15 protein-coding genes are annotated in these 13,569 nt (G+C 73.7%); 7 read left to right on the forward strand and 8 right to left on the reverse strand.

Features of this window, described 5'->3' with window-relative positions; all coding sequences use genetic code 11:
- Nucleotides 1-50: 50 nt before the first annotated feature.
- Both RM445_RS04805 and RM445_RS04810 read left to right on the forward strand, forming a co-directional pair.
- The gene (locus RM445_RS04805) at nt 51-1,457 is read left to right on the forward strand and encodes a WS/DGAT/MGAT family O-acyltransferase (RefSeq protein WP_311554772.1); all 1,407 of its coding nucleotides are present in this window, start codon (nt 51-53) and stop codon (nt 1,455-1,457) included.
- A complete protein-coding gene (locus RM445_RS04810; RefSeq protein ID WP_311554773.1) occupies nt 1,457-1,963 on the forward strand; it encodes a DUF6912 family protein in 507 nt (168 codons plus the stop codon). Before RM445_RS04805 ends, RM445_RS04810 begins: the two co-directional genes overlap by 1 nt.
- Here RM445_RS04810 and RM445_RS04815 read toward each other — a convergent pair.
- The 3 genes from RM445_RS04815 to aroA all read right to left on the reverse strand — a co-directional run bounded on the left by RM445_RS04815 (nt 1,960) and on the right by aroA (nt 5,325).
- The gene (locus RM445_RS04815; protein WP_311554774.1) at nt 1,960-2,943 is read right to left on the reverse strand and encodes a serine/threonine-protein kinase; all 984 of its coding nucleotides are present in this window, start codon (nt 2,941-2,943) and stop codon (nt 1,960-1,962) included. The two genes, RM445_RS04810 and RM445_RS04815, sit on opposite strands and share 4 nt — an antisense overlap.
- 107 nt (nt 2,944-3,050) lie before the next feature.
- Nucleotides 3,051-3,950, reverse strand: coding sequence for a ribosome small subunit-dependent GTPase A (gene rsgA / locus RM445_RS04820; protein WP_311554776.1), 900 nt, complete (start codon nt 3,948-3,950; stop codon nt 3,051-3,053).
- Nucleotides 3,951-4,056: 106 nt separating this feature from the next.
- Entirely contained in the window at nt 4,057-5,325 is a 1,269-nt protein-coding gene (aroA, locus tag RM445_RS04825) for a 3-phosphoshikimate 1-carboxyvinyltransferase (protein WP_311554777.1), read from the reverse strand.
- Between the two features lie 234 nt (nt 5,326-5,559).
- On the opposite strand from aroA, the gene RM445_RS04830 reads away from it, so the two are divergent.
- Nucleotides 5,560-6,372, forward strand: coding sequence for an SOS response-associated peptidase (locus RM445_RS04830; RefSeq protein ID WP_311554778.1), 813 nt, complete (start codon nt 5,560-5,562; stop codon nt 6,370-6,372).
- On the forward strand, nt 6,369-7,010 hold the full coding sequence (locus RM445_RS04835; protein WP_311554779.1) for an alpha/beta hydrolase family protein: 642 nt from the start codon (nt 6,369-6,371) through the stop codon (nt 7,008-7,010). Before RM445_RS04830 ends, RM445_RS04835 begins: the two co-directional genes overlap by 4 nt.
- Before the next feature lie 7 nt (nt 7,011-7,017).
- Here the strand turns inward: RM445_RS04835 and RM445_RS04840 are convergent, their stop codons facing one another.
- Nucleotides 7,018-8,142 carry a hypothetical protein gene (locus RM445_RS04840; RefSeq protein WP_397469227.1) on the reverse strand — a complete coding sequence of 375 codons (1,125 nt, stop codon included), beginning with the start codon at nt 8,140-8,142 and terminating at the stop codon, nt 7,018-7,020.
- 83 nt (nt 8,143-8,225) lie between these two features.
- A complete protein-coding gene (gene ybaK / locus RM445_RS04845; protein WP_311554781.1) occupies nt 8,226-8,699 on the reverse strand; it encodes a Cys-tRNA(Pro) deacylase in 474 nt (157 codons plus the stop codon).
- A gap of 288 nt (nt 8,700-8,987) precedes the next feature.
- On the opposite strand from ybaK, the gene RM445_RS04850 reads away from it, so the two are divergent.
- Together RM445_RS04850 and rsrA are read left to right on the forward strand one after the other, a co-directional pair.
- Complete coding sequence (locus RM445_RS04850; RefSeq protein WP_311554922.1) at nt 8,988-9,602, forward strand: sigma-70 family RNA polymerase sigma factor; 615 nt, start codon at nt 8,988-8,990, stop codon at nt 9,600-9,602.
- Nucleotides 9,599-9,934 carry a mycothiol system anti-sigma-R factor gene (gene rsrA, locus RM445_RS04855; protein WP_311554782.1) on the forward strand — a complete coding sequence of 112 codons (336 nt, stop codon included), beginning with the start codon at nt 9,599-9,601 and terminating at the stop codon, nt 9,932-9,934. The genes RM445_RS04850 and rsrA overlap by 4 nt, the downstream gene beginning before the upstream one ends.
- Before the next feature lie 36 nt (nt 9,935-9,970).
- Here the strand turns inward: rsrA and RM445_RS32270 are convergent, their stop codons facing one another.
- The gene (locus RM445_RS32270; RefSeq protein WP_397469237.1) at nt 9,971-10,045 is read right to left on the reverse strand and encodes a 50S ribosomal protein bL37; all 75 of its coding nucleotides are present in this window, start codon (nt 10,043-10,045) and stop codon (nt 9,971-9,973) included.
- Nucleotides 10,046-10,191: 146 nt separating this feature from the next.
- On the opposite strand from RM445_RS32270, the gene RM445_RS04860 reads away from it, so the two are divergent.
- A complete protein-coding gene (locus tag RM445_RS04860) occupies nt 10,192-11,679 on the forward strand; it encodes a sensor histidine kinase (protein WP_311554783.1) in 1,488 nt (495 codons plus the stop codon).
- Nucleotides 11,680-11,891: 212 nt separating this feature from the next.
- Here RM445_RS04860 and RM445_RS04865 read toward each other — a convergent pair whose 3' ends face one another.
- Both RM445_RS04865 and RM445_RS04870 read right to left on the reverse strand, forming a co-directional pair.
- Entirely contained in the window at nt 11,892-12,143 is a 252-nt protein-coding gene (locus RM445_RS04865; protein WP_311554923.1) for a WhiB family transcriptional regulator, read from the reverse strand.
- Between the two features lie 435 nt (nt 12,144-12,578).
- On the reverse strand, nt 12,579-13,565 hold the full coding sequence (locus RM445_RS04870) for a diacylglycerol/lipid kinase family protein (RefSeq protein WP_311554784.1): 987 nt from the start codon (nt 13,563-13,565) through the stop codon (nt 12,579-12,581).
- Between the last annotated feature and the right edge of the window lie 4 nt (nt 13,566-13,569).

A 13,569-nucleotide genomic window follows, 5' to 3' on the forward strand; every position in this document is an offset into this window, starting at 1 on the left:
TCCGCGAGCGTGCCACGGCGGTCGTTCCCGGCCGCACCTAGGATCGCCGCATGTCGCCGCCCCGGCTCTCGGCCGTCGACGCGTCGTTCCTCTACCTGGAGCAGGCGCGCACGCCGATGCACGTCGGGGCGGTGGGGATCTTCCGCGCGCCGGCAGGCGGGTTCGACTACGAGCGCCTGGTCGAGATGGTCGAACGCCGGCTGGTGGCCGTGCCGCGGTACCGGCAGAAGGTGCGCCACGTCCCGGGTGAACTGGCCCGGCCGGTGTGGGTCGACGACGCCGACTTCGACGTCGCGTTCCACGTCCGCCGGTCGGCGCTGCCGCGGCCCGGGACGTCGGCACAGCTCACGGAGCTCGTCGCGCGGCTGATGTCGCGACCGTTGGACCCCGATCGCCCGCTGTGGGAGGTCTACCTCGTCGAGGGCCTCGCCGACGGTCGCTTCGCGATCATCACCAAGACCCATCAGGCGATGGTCGACGGCGTCACGACGATCGACATCGGGCAGCTGCTGCTCGATCCGTCGGTCCACCCGCGCGAGGTGCCCGACGAGCTGTGGATGCCGCGTCCGGAGCCCACGGACGCCCGGCTCGTCGTGGACGCGGTCGCGGAGGCGATCGCCCGGCCGGGCCAGGTGATCGACAGCGTGCGCGCCACGGCCAACGGCGCGCTCAGCGAGGCGGCCAGGCTGGCGCGCGGGCTCGGCACGCTCGTCGGCACGGTCGTGACCGGCGGCCGCCTCGCGCCCGGCTCGCCGCTCAACGTCGAGCTGTCCACCCAGCGCCGGTTCGCCGTCGCCCGCGGCGAACTCGACGCGTACCGCGAGGTCCGCACCGCCCACGGGTGCACGGTGAACGACGTCGTGCTCACCGTCGTCACGGGCTCGCTGCGCGCCTGGCTGCTCTCCCGCGGCGAGCCCGTGACCTCGACCAGCCGCGTGCGGGCGCTGGTGCCGCTGTGGGTGCACGGCCCGGACAGCCCGGAGGCCGGCGGCCGGGTGCTGTCGACGCTGGTCGATCTCCCGGTCGGAGAACAGAGCCCCGCGCTGCGTCTGCAGCACGTCGCCCACGCGATGCGCGAGCACACCGCGGGGAACCGCTCGGTGCGCGCCGCCACGCTGGCCCGCATCGGCGGCTACGCTCCGCCGACGCTGCACGCGCTCGGGGCCCGGGCCGTGAACGGCATCTCGAAACGGATCTTCAATCTGGTGGTGACGAACGTGCCCGGACCGCAGGTCCCGCTCTACGCCGCAGGCGCCCGCCTGCTGGAGACCTACCCGGTGGTGCCGCTGGCCGACGGCCAGGGCCTCGCGGTGGGGATCACCTCCTACGACGGCGGCCTGTACTACGGGTTCACCGCCGACCGCGACGCGCTGCCGGACGTCGACGTGCTCGCCGCGACGGTCGACGAGGCGTTCGACGAACTCCGGGCCACGGTGCGTTCGGAGGACGGCGCCTGATGCGCGTCTACATCCCCGCGACCTGGCCGATGCTGCGCAAGCTCGTGGCCAACGAGCGGCTCGACCCGGTCGGGGGAACGGCGTTCGCGCTCACGCCCAAGCTGCGCGAGTCGTACACGGTGGGCGACGACGACGAGCTCGAGTACGCCGCGATGAGCGAAGCCGCCCGGGCGTCGCTGCGACTGCTCTCGGTGGAGTTCGGGCTGGGGGAGGACAGCACGCCGGCGCGCCGGATCGTGGTGGCCGCGGACCTCGACGACATCGCGCTGCGTCCCGACCTCGACGACGGCGCGGTGCGGATCCGCGGGCCGGTGGAGCTGTCGTCGATCGCGGCCGTGCACGTCGACACCGCGGACGCGGAGTTCGCCGTGCGCCAGGCCGCCGGCGTGATCGACGCGGCGGACCTCGGCGACCTCGACGCGGAGTTTCTCATCGGCGAGGCCGAGGACCACGAGCTGGCCTGGTACGACCCGGGCGAGGTGGCGTTCCTCGTCGAGCTCGGTTAGGCCGAGCCGGTCGCGACGCGGCGGTCGTCCCGCACGGGGTCTTCCACCTCGCCCGCGACCGGTGCGTCGTCCGCGACCGGTGCGTCGTCCGCGACCGGTGCGTCGTCCGGGTCCGGTGCGTCGTCGGCGGACGCCGTGTCGGCCGGTGGCTCGTCGGCGGGTTCGTCGCTCGGTGGCTCGGCCGCAGGCGGGGATGTCCTGGGCGCCATGAGGCCCTCGCGCACCTCCTCCGGAGAGGGTCGCTGCACGGGATCCGGGTGCAGGCAGGCCGCGACGACCGGGGCGATGCCCGGGTCGAGACCGCGCAGGTCCGGGCCGACCCGCAGCACGCGATGGAGGACGGCCGCGACGTCGCCGGTCCCGAACGGCTCGCGCCAGGTCGCGGCGTGCAGCAACAGGCTGCCGAGGGCGAACACGTCCGACGCGGGCAGGCTGACCCTGTTCAACAGTTGCTCGGGTGCCAGGTAGCCGGGTGTCCCGACCAGGCCACCGCCGCGGGTCAGCGGCGACGCCGCGGCGGCCCGGGCGATGCCGGCGTCCACGACGCGCGTGTCGGCGGCGGTGACCAGCACGTTGCCCGGCTTGAGATCGTGGTGCACCGCGCCGGCGCCGTGGATGGTGGTGAGCGCCTCGGCCAGGTCGACGCCCAGCCGCCGCACGCCGTCCACGGACAACGGGCCGCACCGGGCGAGGACCGTGGCCAGCGACGGCCCCGGCACGTACTCCGCGGCCAGCCACGGCACGTCGGCCTCGAGATCGCCGCCGAGCAGGGCGGCGACCCCCGGGCCGCGGATCCCGGAGACGATCTCCATCTCCTTCTGCAGGCAGGACCGGAAGCGCGGGTCGGCCGCGAACTCGGGGCGGATCACGCGGACCGCGACCCGCCTGCCCTTGTCGGTGCGGCCGAGATGGACGCGGCCGGTCCGCCCGACCCCGAGCACGCTCAGCACCGTGTAGGGGCCGAACGTCCGCGGTTGCATGTCGGGCTCCACAGTCGGCCGGGCAGGGGCGGCGGAAGGATGCCCGGGGATCATCGGCACGTCAACCATCCGGGTGGCGTGCCGCGCGATCCGGTCCCCAGAGGTTTTCAGACCGGGCGCAGGGCGACGAGGACGCGGCGGAGCGCGGCGAGCCGGCCCGCGCGCAGCTGCCCCTGCTCGACCAGCGTGTCGAGCGCGCACTCGGGGTCCGCGGGCGGCCCGAGGTGCCCGCAGCCGCGCGGGCAGTCGTCGATCGCCGTGGCGAGGTCGTCGAACGCGGCGATCACGTCGTTCGTGGTCACGTGCGCCAGCCCGAACGACCGCACCCCGGGGGTGTCGACCACCCAGCCGCCGAGCTCCGCGGGCAGCGGCAGGGCGAGCGCGGCGACAGTGGTGTGCCGACCCTTGCCGACGCCGCTGACCTGCCCGACCCGCCGGTCGGCGTCCGGCACCAGCGTGTTGACCAGCGTCGACTTGCCCACCCCCGAGTGCCCGACCAGCGCCGAGACCCGTCCGGCCAGCGCGTTCGCGAGCTCGGTCACCCGCTCCGGCTCGTCGCGCCGGGTGGTGATCACCGGTAGCTCCAACTCGGCGTAGCTCGCGGCGAACGGCGCGGGATCGGCGAGGTCGGCCTTGGTCAGGCAGAGCAGGGGGGACAGCCCGCCCGCGTAGGCGGCCACCAGGCAGCGGTCGACGAACCCGGTGCGCGGTACCGGGTCGGCCACGGCGGTGACGATCACGAGCAGCTCGGCGTTCGCCACCACGAGGCGTTCGACCGGGTCGGTGTCGTCGGCGGTGCGGCGCAGGACCGTCGTCCGCTCCTCGACCCGCACGATGCGGGCGAGGGTGTCGGGCTTGCCGCTCAGGTCGCCGACCAGCCCCACCCGGTCGCCGACGACGACCGGCGTGCGGCCCAGCTCGCGGGCGCGCATCGCGGTCACGGGTTCGCGGGAGGCGTCGCCGTCCGGTGCGCAGGTCCAGCGGCCCCGGTCGACCGTGGTGACCATCGCCGGCTCCGCGTCGGCGTGGCCCGGCCGGCGCTTGCTCCGGGGGCGCGAGCTGCGTCCGGGCCGCACCCGGACGTCGGACTCGTCGTACTCGCGGGCGATCGGTTCACCCCTCCACGAGGGCGGCCCACCGGCCGGGGAAATCGGGGATGGTCTTGTCGGTGCTCGCCACGTCGTCGATCCGGACACCGGGCACGACCAGGCCGACCAGCGCGCCCGCCGTCGCCATCCGGTGGTCGGCGTAGGCCCGCCACGGCCGGTCGCCCGCGCGCAGCGGCGCGGGCCGGATCAGCAGGCCGTCGTCGGTCTCCTCGACGTCGCCACCCAGCGCGGCGAGCTCGGTCGCGAGCGCGGCGAGGCGGTCCGTCTCGTGCCCCCGGAGGTGCGCCACCCCGCGCAGCCGCGACGGCGTGGTCGCGAGCGCGGCGACGGCGGCGATCGTCGGGGTGAGCTCGCCGACGTCGTGCAGGTCGACGTCGACGCCGCGCAGGGTGTGGGGCCCCCGGACGGCCATCCCGCCGGCCGTCGGCCCGACGGTCGCGCCGAACTGCTCGAGCACCGGCAGGATCGCCACACCGGGCTGCGTGGAACGCTCCGGCCAGCCCGCGACGGTGACCTCGCCGCCGGTCACCGCGGCGGCGGCGAGGAAGACCGCGGCGTTCGAGAGGTCGGGTTCCACGGTCCAGTCGCGGGGGGCGATGGGGCCGGGCGCGACGCGCCACGTGTTCGCGTCGGCGTCGTCGACCTCCACGCCCGCGGTGCGCAGCATGTCCACGGACATGTCGATGTGCGGCAGCGACGGCACGGGCTTGCCGTCGTGGACGACGGTGACGCCCTTCTCGTACCGGGCGCCCGACAACAGCAGCCCGGAGACGAACTGCGACGAGGCCGAGGCGTCGATCACCACCTCGCCCCCCGGCAGACCGCCGGTGGCGTGCAGGGTGAAGGGGAGCCGGTCGCCGTCGACCCGCGCGCCGAGCGCCCGTAACGCGTCGAGGACGGTGCCCATCGGCCGCTCGCGGGCGCGGGGGTCGCCGTCGAAGCGGACGGGGCCGTCGGCGAGCGCCGCGGCGGGCGGGACGAAGCGCATGACGGTGCCGGCCAGCCCGCAGTCGACGGCCCCGCCGCCACGCAGGCCGTCGTACGCGGCGACCGTCACGTGCTCGCCGTCTACGGTGATCGGGACGCTCAGGGCACGCAGGGCGTCGACCATCAGCGCGGTGTCGCGGGTGGGGGGAGCGCCGGCGACGCTCGCGGGCCCGCCGGAGAGCGCGGCGAGCAGCAGGGCGCGGTTGGTCACCGACTTCGAGCCGGGCACGGCGACCCGGCCGCGGACGGGACCGGCGGCGACGGGCGCGGGCCAGGGGGTGCTCACCCGTTCATCGTCCCAGGTGGATCGTGATGGACGCAGCCCGGCCGCCGGGCGGGTCGGCGCGCGCCGCAACGGGTGCGCGGGAGTGCAGCATGGTGGCTTTACCGCGGTCGGAGTGCAGCAAAGCCACCATGCTGCACTCCCCGGGCCACCTCGATCCCGTGTCTCCGGCACCGCGCCACCGCGCGGCGCTCATGGTGCGGCGGAACTGTCGGTGTGCCGTGCCACGATGGACGTATGTGTGGTCGCTACTCCTCGACGAAGGCGCCCAAGGACCTGGCCGACGAGTTCCGGGCCGTCGACGCCACGGACGGGGCGAAGGTCGCCGACTTCAACGTCGCGCCCACCAAGCAGGTCGTCGCGGTCGTCGAGCGGCACCCGCGCGACGAGGAGGGCACCCCCGATCCGGATCGCGTCGAGCGGTCGCTGCGGATGCTGCGCTGGGGGCTGGTGCCCTCGTGGTCCAAGGACCCGTCGGGCGGTGCGCGCATGATCAACGCCCGGACGGAGACCGCTGCGCAGAAGCCGGCGTTCCGGCGGGCGCTCAAGACCCGGCGGTGCATCCTCCCGGCCGACGGTTGGTACGAGTGGCAGCGGGGTTCCCCAGGAAAGGGTTCTACACAGCACAAGCAGCCCTACTTCACCCACTACCGCGACGGCAGCTCGATCGCCCTGGCCGGGCTGTGGGAGTTCTGGAAGCCCAAGGACGACCCGGAGGGCGAGTACGCCGACGGCCTGGTCACCTGTGCGGTGCTCACCACGGACGCCGTCGGGCCCCTCGCCCAGGTGCACGACCGGATGCCGCTGGTGCTCCCGCCGTCGGCGTGGGAGGCGTGGCTGGACCCGGACCGCACACCGGACGACGAGGCCGTCGCCGCACTGCTCACGCCCCCGTCCCCGGAGCTCGTCGAGCAGATGGAGCTGCGCCCGGTGTCGCCGCGGGTCAACAACGTGCGCAACAACGGCCCCGAGCTCCTCGAGGCCCTGCCCCCCGAGCAGGTCGCCGAGCCGCTGCAGCTCGACCTCCTGGCGGGTCCGAACCCGCAGTGACCGGCAGCCGTCGACCGGGCGGCACGGCGGCCGACCCGGTCGTCCGGCACGTCGACACCCCGCACGGTCCGGCCCTGCTGACCGTTCATCCCGTGGCCGAGGCCCGCGGCGTCCTCCTGCTCGGACACGGTGCAGGCGGCGGGTTCGGCGCGCCCGACCTGCGCAGGGCCACCATCGCCGCGCTCGCCGCCGGCCTGCACGTGGCCCACGTCGAGCAGCCCTACCGCGTCGCCGGCCGCCGGGCCCCGGCACCTGCGGCACAGCTCGACGCCGCGTGGCTCGCGGTCGCCGCCGCCGTCCGCACCGCGCTGCCCGGGCTCCCGCTGCTGGTCGGCGGCCGCAGTTCCGGCGCCCGCGTGGCGTGCCGGACCGCGTCGGCGGTCGGCGCCGTCGCGGTGCTGTGCCTGGCCTTCCCGGTGCACCCGCCGGGGCGACCGGAGAAGGACCGCCTGGCCGAGCTCGCGGAGCCGACGGTCCCGGTGCTGGTGGTGCAGGGTGAGCGCGACGCGTTCGGTCGCCCACCGCCCGCGCCCGGCCGCGAGGTCGTGCTCCTCGCCGGCGACCACTCGCTGAAGGCCGATCTTCCAGGTATCGCCGCCGCCGTCACGGCGTGGCTCCCCACCGTCCTGCCGTCCTGACCCGGCCTCAGTGGGGGTGGGCCCAGCGGGCGAAGGCCTGCGTGCGCACCCCGAGCACCGTGGCGATCCACAGCGCCGCCAGCAGCAGCGTGCCCGTGACCAGCCCGATCGGCCCGATCGGCGGCAGGGCCAGCCACTCGTGCTGCAGCACCATCGTCCCCGTCACCGCCGCCCCGGCCAGGAGCGCGCCGAGCAGCGGCCGCAGCCACTCGGGCAGCGGCGCCCGGAAGGCCACGTCGATCGCCACCCCGAGGGCCAACAGCACGAACGGCACCGCGGACCCCGGGAAGCCGATCCCGTCGAGCAGCGCCCACGTCACGCAGCGGTACGCCACGTATCCGCCCGCCACCGCCGTCGCCGCCCACGGCCTGCCGATCATCCACCGGGCCAGCACGAGCACGAGGCCCGCCGCGGCGAGGAGCCACACCGGGTAGACCCACGCCCCCGTCGGCAGGGCGAAGTGCAGCACGGCCGCGCGGTCGACCGGCCTGCCGATCTGGTCGGCGGCGAACTGCAGCAGGATCGGTTCGGCCTCGGGGCTCCCACGGTCCCAGGCGGCGACGGCGAGCACGCCGTACTCCTGCTGCTGTGCCGGGAACCAGACGCATTCCAGCGCGAGCATCCACAGCACCACCAGCACCGGCAACCGTGCCCGGCCGGAGCCGAAGAGCCACCACCCGCGGACTACCCCGGCCAGTATCAGCGCCGAACCGAGGTAGAGCAGTGCGTGCGTCGGGCTCCACGCCGTGAGGTCGAGCCCGTTGATGCGGTGGTTCACCACGTCCAGCGGAATCGCCACGAGAAAGATCCCGAGCCCGACCTGCTGCAGCCGCAGCGCCGGGCGGTCCACCGCCCGCCCCGTCCAGCCGTGTGCGATCACCAGGGCGACGACGATCGCCGTGCCCGCCGAGTTGAGGAGATGCGGGGGCGCGAGGTCGTCGCGGAGCCACTTGAAGTGCCACGACATGTCCCACGACGCCCCGAGCACCTTGAGGGCGAACGCGACCAGCCACAGCTGGTAGACGGCGCGGACGAGGTCCGGCGGGAGAGGCCGCGGCGCCGTCCCGCGGGTGCCCCACGTCTGGATCAGCGTGCGGGCCCGCTCAGCGAGGGTGTCGGCCACATCGCTCATGATCGGGCCCGGAGCGTGGATCCCGGAAGCACGAACCCTTATCCGACCGGGTCGTGTCGCTGAGGTGTACTCAGAATGTGTCCTCAGCCAGCGATCGGCGCGAACACCGCCCCGGTCAGCCGGGCGAGATCGGCAGGGGCGAGCTCGACCTCCAGCCCGCGGCGGCCGCCGCTGCAGAACATCGTCGCGAGGTCCTGGGCCGAGGAGTCAATCACGGTCCGCAGCCTCTTGCGCTGCCCGAGCGGCGAGATGCCGCCCGCGACGTAGCCGGTGGCCCGCTCGGCCGCGGCGATGTCGGCCATCCGCGCCCGCTTGCCGCCGACCGCCGCCGCCAGTGCCTTCAGGTCCAGCGTCGCCGACACCGGGACGATCCCCACGGTCAGCGTGCCGTCGACCTCCGCGACGAGGGTCTTGAACACCTGCGCGAGCTCGAGGCCGAGCTGGTCGGCGGCCTCCGGGCCGTAGGCCTGCCCGCCGCGGTGGGTGTAGGTGTGCACCCGGTGCCCGACCTTCTGCTTCGCCAGCAGCGCCGTCGCCGGGGTTCCCGTGCCTGCCACCACGCGACAGTAGCGGCCGGGAATCCCGCCGCCGCCGGCCGCGTTCCCACGATCGTGATGCTCGCAGTGATGGACGCACCGTCGTCCGGCCCGCCGAGAGTCGAGCGCGTACGCTGGGCTCGTCATGCGGTCGCCCCGGCGGTCGCCCCCGCGGCCGGTCCGCCGGCCCGCAGTGGAAGGAGCGCGGTGCCCGGGAATCCGGTGCCCACCGGCGCCAGTGAGCAGAACGGGGCCGGTCCGGTCGAACGCACCGACGCGGCTGCCACCGACACAAGCGCAGACGGCAGTGTGGACGGAACAGCCCCCGTCGACCAGCAGCAGGAGACGGCCGGGGAGCGCGCAGCGCGCTTCGAGCGCGACGCGATGCCGCTGATCGACCAGCTCTACGGCGCCGCGCTGCGGATGACGCGCAACCCCGCGGATGCCGAGGACCTCGTCCAGGAGACGTTCCTCAAGGCGTACTCGGCGTTCGGCACGTTCCGCGCCGGCACGAACCTGAAGGCCTGGCTGTACCGCATCCTGACCAACACCTACATCAACGGCTACCGCAAGCGGCAGCGCCAGCCCATCCAGGCGCCCACCGAGGAGATCACGGACTGGCAGATCGCCCAGGCCGGCGAGCACACCTCGCAAGGCCTGCCGTCCGCCGAGATGGAGGCCCTGGACCGGCTGCCCGACACCACGGTGAAGGAGGCCCTCCAGGCACTGCCGGAGGACTTCCGGATGGCGGTGTACCTGGCCGACGTCGAGGGGTTCGCCTACAAGGAGATCGCCGAGATCATGGGCACGCCGATCGGCACCGTGATGTCGAGGTTGCACCGCGGCCGTCGACAGCTGCGCGACATCCTCACCGACACCGCCCGCGAGCGCGGGTTCCTGCGCGGCCAGGAGGTGGCTCGATGAGTTGCGGGAAGCCGCACGAGACGGACTGTGCGGAGGTGCTGGCCGAAGTGTGGCTGTTCCTGGACCACGAGTGCGACGACGCGCGGCGCAAGTTGCTGGAGCGCCACCTCGACGAGTGCACGCCGTGTCTCGCGGAGTACGGCCTCGACGAGAAGCTCAAGAAGCTCCTCGCCACCAAGTGCTCGGGCGAACACGCTCCGGACGGGCTGAAGAACCGCCTGCGGCAGTCGATCCGCGACATCGTCCTGGAGACCGCGGAGGTCACGGTCGAGTCCGGGCCGGAGGGCACCGTCGTCGAGGTGCGCACGTCCCGGCTCGAGCAGTCGTTCTGAGGCGGCGGGAACCCCTACGGGTTCCCGCCCCACTGCTCAGGTGTTCGGCCGCTTGCCGTGGTTGGCGCCGCCCTTCTTGCGGTCGCGGCGCTTACGTGCCCGACGGGACATGAGTTCCTCCTTCCCCGTCTGTATCTCCACCGAGGAACCGCCGCCTGGCGGCGTCGGCTTCTCGGACACGCATCGGGATGCGTGCCCCGAGTTTCGCACGTGGTGGGATGGGAGCCGTTGGTGGCCGCACGAGGAAGGGACGGCACGTGTCCACGCTGAGCGAGCTGCTCGCCGAGCACAGCCGGCTCAGCGGCGAGGCGGTGGAGCACCTCCAGCGCGTCGTCGCCGAGTGGCAGTTGCTCGCCGACATGTCGTTCGCCGACTTCCTGCTGTGGGTGCCGCTCGGCACGGACGCGTCGGCGGCCACCGAGTGGCTGTGCGTGGCGCAGGCCCGCCCGACCACCGCACCGACCGCGTATCCCAAGGACGTCGTCGCGGCCCGCGTCGACGCGGCGGAGAATCCGCAGCTGCGGCGGGCCGCCACCGAGCGGCGGATCTGCCGCGACGAAGACCCGCGCTGGCACCTGGAGGTCCCGGTGCGGCGCGAGACGATCCCCGTCCGGCGGGGCAACGTCGTGCTGGCCGTGCTGTCGCGTGACACGAACCTCGCCATGCCCCGCGTGCCCAGCCCGATGGAGATCGCCTACCTGGGCAGCGCGTCCGATCTGTGCCAGATGATCGCCGACGGCACCTTCCCGCCCCCGTCGTCGGTCACCGGAGCGGACACCAGCCCCCGCGCGGGCGACGGGCTGATCCGGCTCGACGCGCACGGCCACGTCGCCTACGCCAGCCCGAACGCGCTGTCGGCCTATCACCGCATGGGGCACGCCAGCGACCTCGTCGGGCTGTCGCTCGCCGACGTCACGCGCACGCTGGTGCGCGACCCCTTCGACGCCGCGGAGGTCGCCGACCGGATCGAGTCCGCGCTCGACGGGCGGCATTCGCTGCGGATGGAGGTGCGGGCCCGCGGGGCGGTCATGCTGGTGCGCGCGTTGCCGCTGCGGCCGCGCGGGACCTCGGCGGGCGCGCTGGTGCTCGTCCGCGACGTCACCGACCTGCGCCGCCGCGACCTGGCCCTGCTGAGCAAGGACGCGACGATCCGAGAGATCCACCACCGGGTCAAGAACAACCTGCAGACGGTCGCCGCGCTGCTGCGCCTGCAGGCCCGGCGCACCGCGATCCCGGAGGCGCAACGGGTGCTCGCCGAGAGCGTGCGACGGGTCAACTCGATCGCGCTGGTGCACGAGTCGCTGTCGGGGTCGGTCAACGAGCTCGTCGACCTCGACGAGCTGGTCGACACCGTGCTCCCGGCGATCGGCGACGGTGCGACGGCCGAGTCGCGGGCCAAGGTGCGCCGTGAGGGCAGCTTCGGCACCCTGCCGGCCGCTCTGGCCACGCCGTTGGTGCTCGTGCTGACCGAGCTGGTGCACAACGCGATGGCGCACGCCTTCGCGCCGGGGACGACGGGCGAGGTCTGCGTGCTCGCCGAGCGGTCGGCCGGTGGCCTGGACGTGGTGGTGGCCGACGACGGCACGGGGATGCCGGAGGGCTTCGATCCGGAGCAGTCCGAGGGGCTCGGTCTGCAGATCGTGCGGACCCTGCTCGGCTCGGAGCTCGACTCCTCGCTCCTGGTCCGGGCACGGCCGGGGGGCGGGACGGAGGCCGTCATCAGCCTCCCGCTGAGGGGCCGTTAAGCTTCACGACGTGACCGTTGACACCGTGCCGAGGTCGCGTCGGCGCGGCGCCGTGCGGTCACCACGACCAGAACGCCGGTCGCACCCCGACCGGGGACGACGTTCCGGTCGCGACGACCGCGGGCCCGGAGCCGGGTGGTGTCCGGCAACCGGGCCCGCGGTGGGGGAGTGTCGGGTTACGTGCCTGTACTGGTCTTGCTTTCGCCGTTCCGTCAGGCGGTGTGCTGACGAGTACGCGCGTTGCGGCGCTTCAGGGCCCGCCGCTCGTCCTCGCTCATGCCGCCCCAGACGCCCGCGTCCTGGCCGCTCTCGAGAGCCCACGTGAGGCACTCGCTGACCACGGGGCAGCGCCGGCAGACGGACTTGGCTTCGGCGATCTGCAGTAGGGCCGGTCCGCTGGTCCCCACAGGGAAGAACAGCTCCGGGTCCTCGTCGCGGCAGATCGCGCGGTGACGCCAATCCATGTTGCTCTGCTCCTCGTAATGCGCGATCGGGGTCGCGCCGATCGTTGACACGGTGTTTCCGCGCTTGTGAATCGTTTCACGAGCACAGACGTTCTTCAAGGGATCCGGTTGCAGCGGGTGAGCACCCTCACCCTCCCATCGCAACGAGCTGCGACACCGTCGGTTACGGTGACCCTGCCCGAGTGCAATGAGCGATCCGACCCCTGCCCACCGCGACCGGTTACCCGACCGACGATGGACCATGCGGGAAAGTTCCCCGCCGTCGCTCCTTGTGTCTCTGGGCACTACCTTGGGCCAACATTTCCCCAGGTGCGAGCCCTTTGCAGTCCGACGGTACGCCGCAATCGACGAACGGACCGGGCTTTCCGCGTATTCCGGGGTGGAGCCCACCCCGGTTGCGACGAACAGCACCCCTGAGGCGACGACGCGTCGTCACTAGACGACGACGCGTAACGCCTCGGGTACGGAGAGGAACTCCACCTCGCTGCGCTCACCCAGGTGGTCGCCGTCCAACTGCAGGGCCACCGGGGTCTCGCACGAGACCCTGACCAGCGGAACCGCGTCGTGGCGGATCACATGCCGGCCCTTCGGGTCGCCCCCGGAGCGCAGGATCTCGTGCAGCACGTGCGCGACCGTTCCGATCCCCAGGCTCTGCATGGCGAACAGACCCAGGCCGCTGGCGAACGACGCCCCGGGGTTGGTGTGCACCGGACGTGAGCCCAGATAGGTCCACGTCGACGTGTTGCTGACGAACGCCACCCGGACCGGGGTGGGCTCGAGCAGCCCCGGCACCTCGACGGTCATCGGCTTGGGGTCGCGCCACTGCCGGTAGTACTGCCGCAGCCCCGTCGCCGCGTACCGCAGCGGGGTGGCCGCCAGCCCGCGGAACCGCATCTGCTCGACCTCGGCGACGACGTCGGCGTCCCAGCCCATCCCCGCGTTGAAGGTGAACCACCGGTCGTCGGCTCGGCCGAGACCGACGAGTCTGCTGCGTCCGGCTCCGAGCGCGTGCAGCAGCTGCGCGGTGGCCTCGACCGGGTCGCGCGGCGTGCCCAGGGCGCGGGCGAAGACGTTGGCCGAGCCTCCGGGGACGACGGCGAGGGCGGGCCCGCACGGCAGGCGTGGTGACCGTCTCTTGCCGCGGGGCAGCGACACCCGCTCGCCGGGACCGGGGCCGACGGGGCCGCCCATCCCCTGCAGCATCCCGTTGACGACCTCGTTGACCGTGCCGTCGCCGCCGTGCGCGACCAGCAGCTCGACACCGTCGCGTACGGCCTGTGCCGTGGCCTCGGCGGCGTGCCCGCGGTAGCGGGTGACGAGGACCTCCAGCTTGAGCTCGCTGGCGAGTGCGTGCGCCAGGACGTCGCGGCCGGCGGCGGTCGTCGTCGTGGCGTTGGGGTTCACCACCAGCAGCGCGCGCACTCCG

It is taken from the genome of Pseudonocardia charpentierae (assembly GCF_031845345.1).
Classification (GTDB): domain Bacteria; phylum Actinomycetota; class Actinomycetes; order Mycobacteriales; family Pseudonocardiaceae; genus Pseudonocardia; species Pseudonocardia charpentierae.

Bases quoted from the DNA above. Each gene is read 5' to 3' on its own strand.
- RM445_RS04815 (WP_311554774.1), bottom strand. From the start codon at position 2,943: ATGCAACCGCGGACGTTCGGCCCCTACACGGTGCTGAGCGTGCTCGGG.
- rsgA (WP_311554776.1), bottom strand. From the start codon at position 3,950: ATGGTCACCACGGTCGACCGGGGCCGCTGGACCTGCGCACCGGACGGC.
- RM445_RS04830 (WP_311554778.1), top strand. From the start codon at position 5,560: ATGTGTGGTCGCTACTCCTCGACGAAGGCGCCCAAGGACCTGGCCGAC.
- RM445_RS04810 (WP_311554773.1), top strand. From the start codon at position 1,457: ATGCGCGTCTACATCCCCGCGACCTGGCCGATGCTGCGCAAGCTCGTG.
- rsrA (WP_311554782.1), top strand. From the start codon at position 9,599: ATGAGTTGCGGGAAGCCGCACGAGACGGACTGTGCGGAGGTGCTGGCC.
- RM445_RS04840 (WP_397469227.1), bottom strand. From the start codon at position 8,142: ATGAGCGATGTGGCCGACACCCTCGCTGAGCGGGCCCGCACGCTGATC.
- RM445_RS04865 (WP_311554923.1), bottom strand. From the start codon at position 12,143: ATGGATTGGCGTCACCGCGCGATCTGCCGCGACGAGGACCCGGAGCTG.
- RM445_RS04805 (WP_311554772.1), top strand. From the start codon at position 51: ATGTCGCCGCCCCGGCTCTCGGCCGTCGACGCGTCGTTCCTCTACCTG.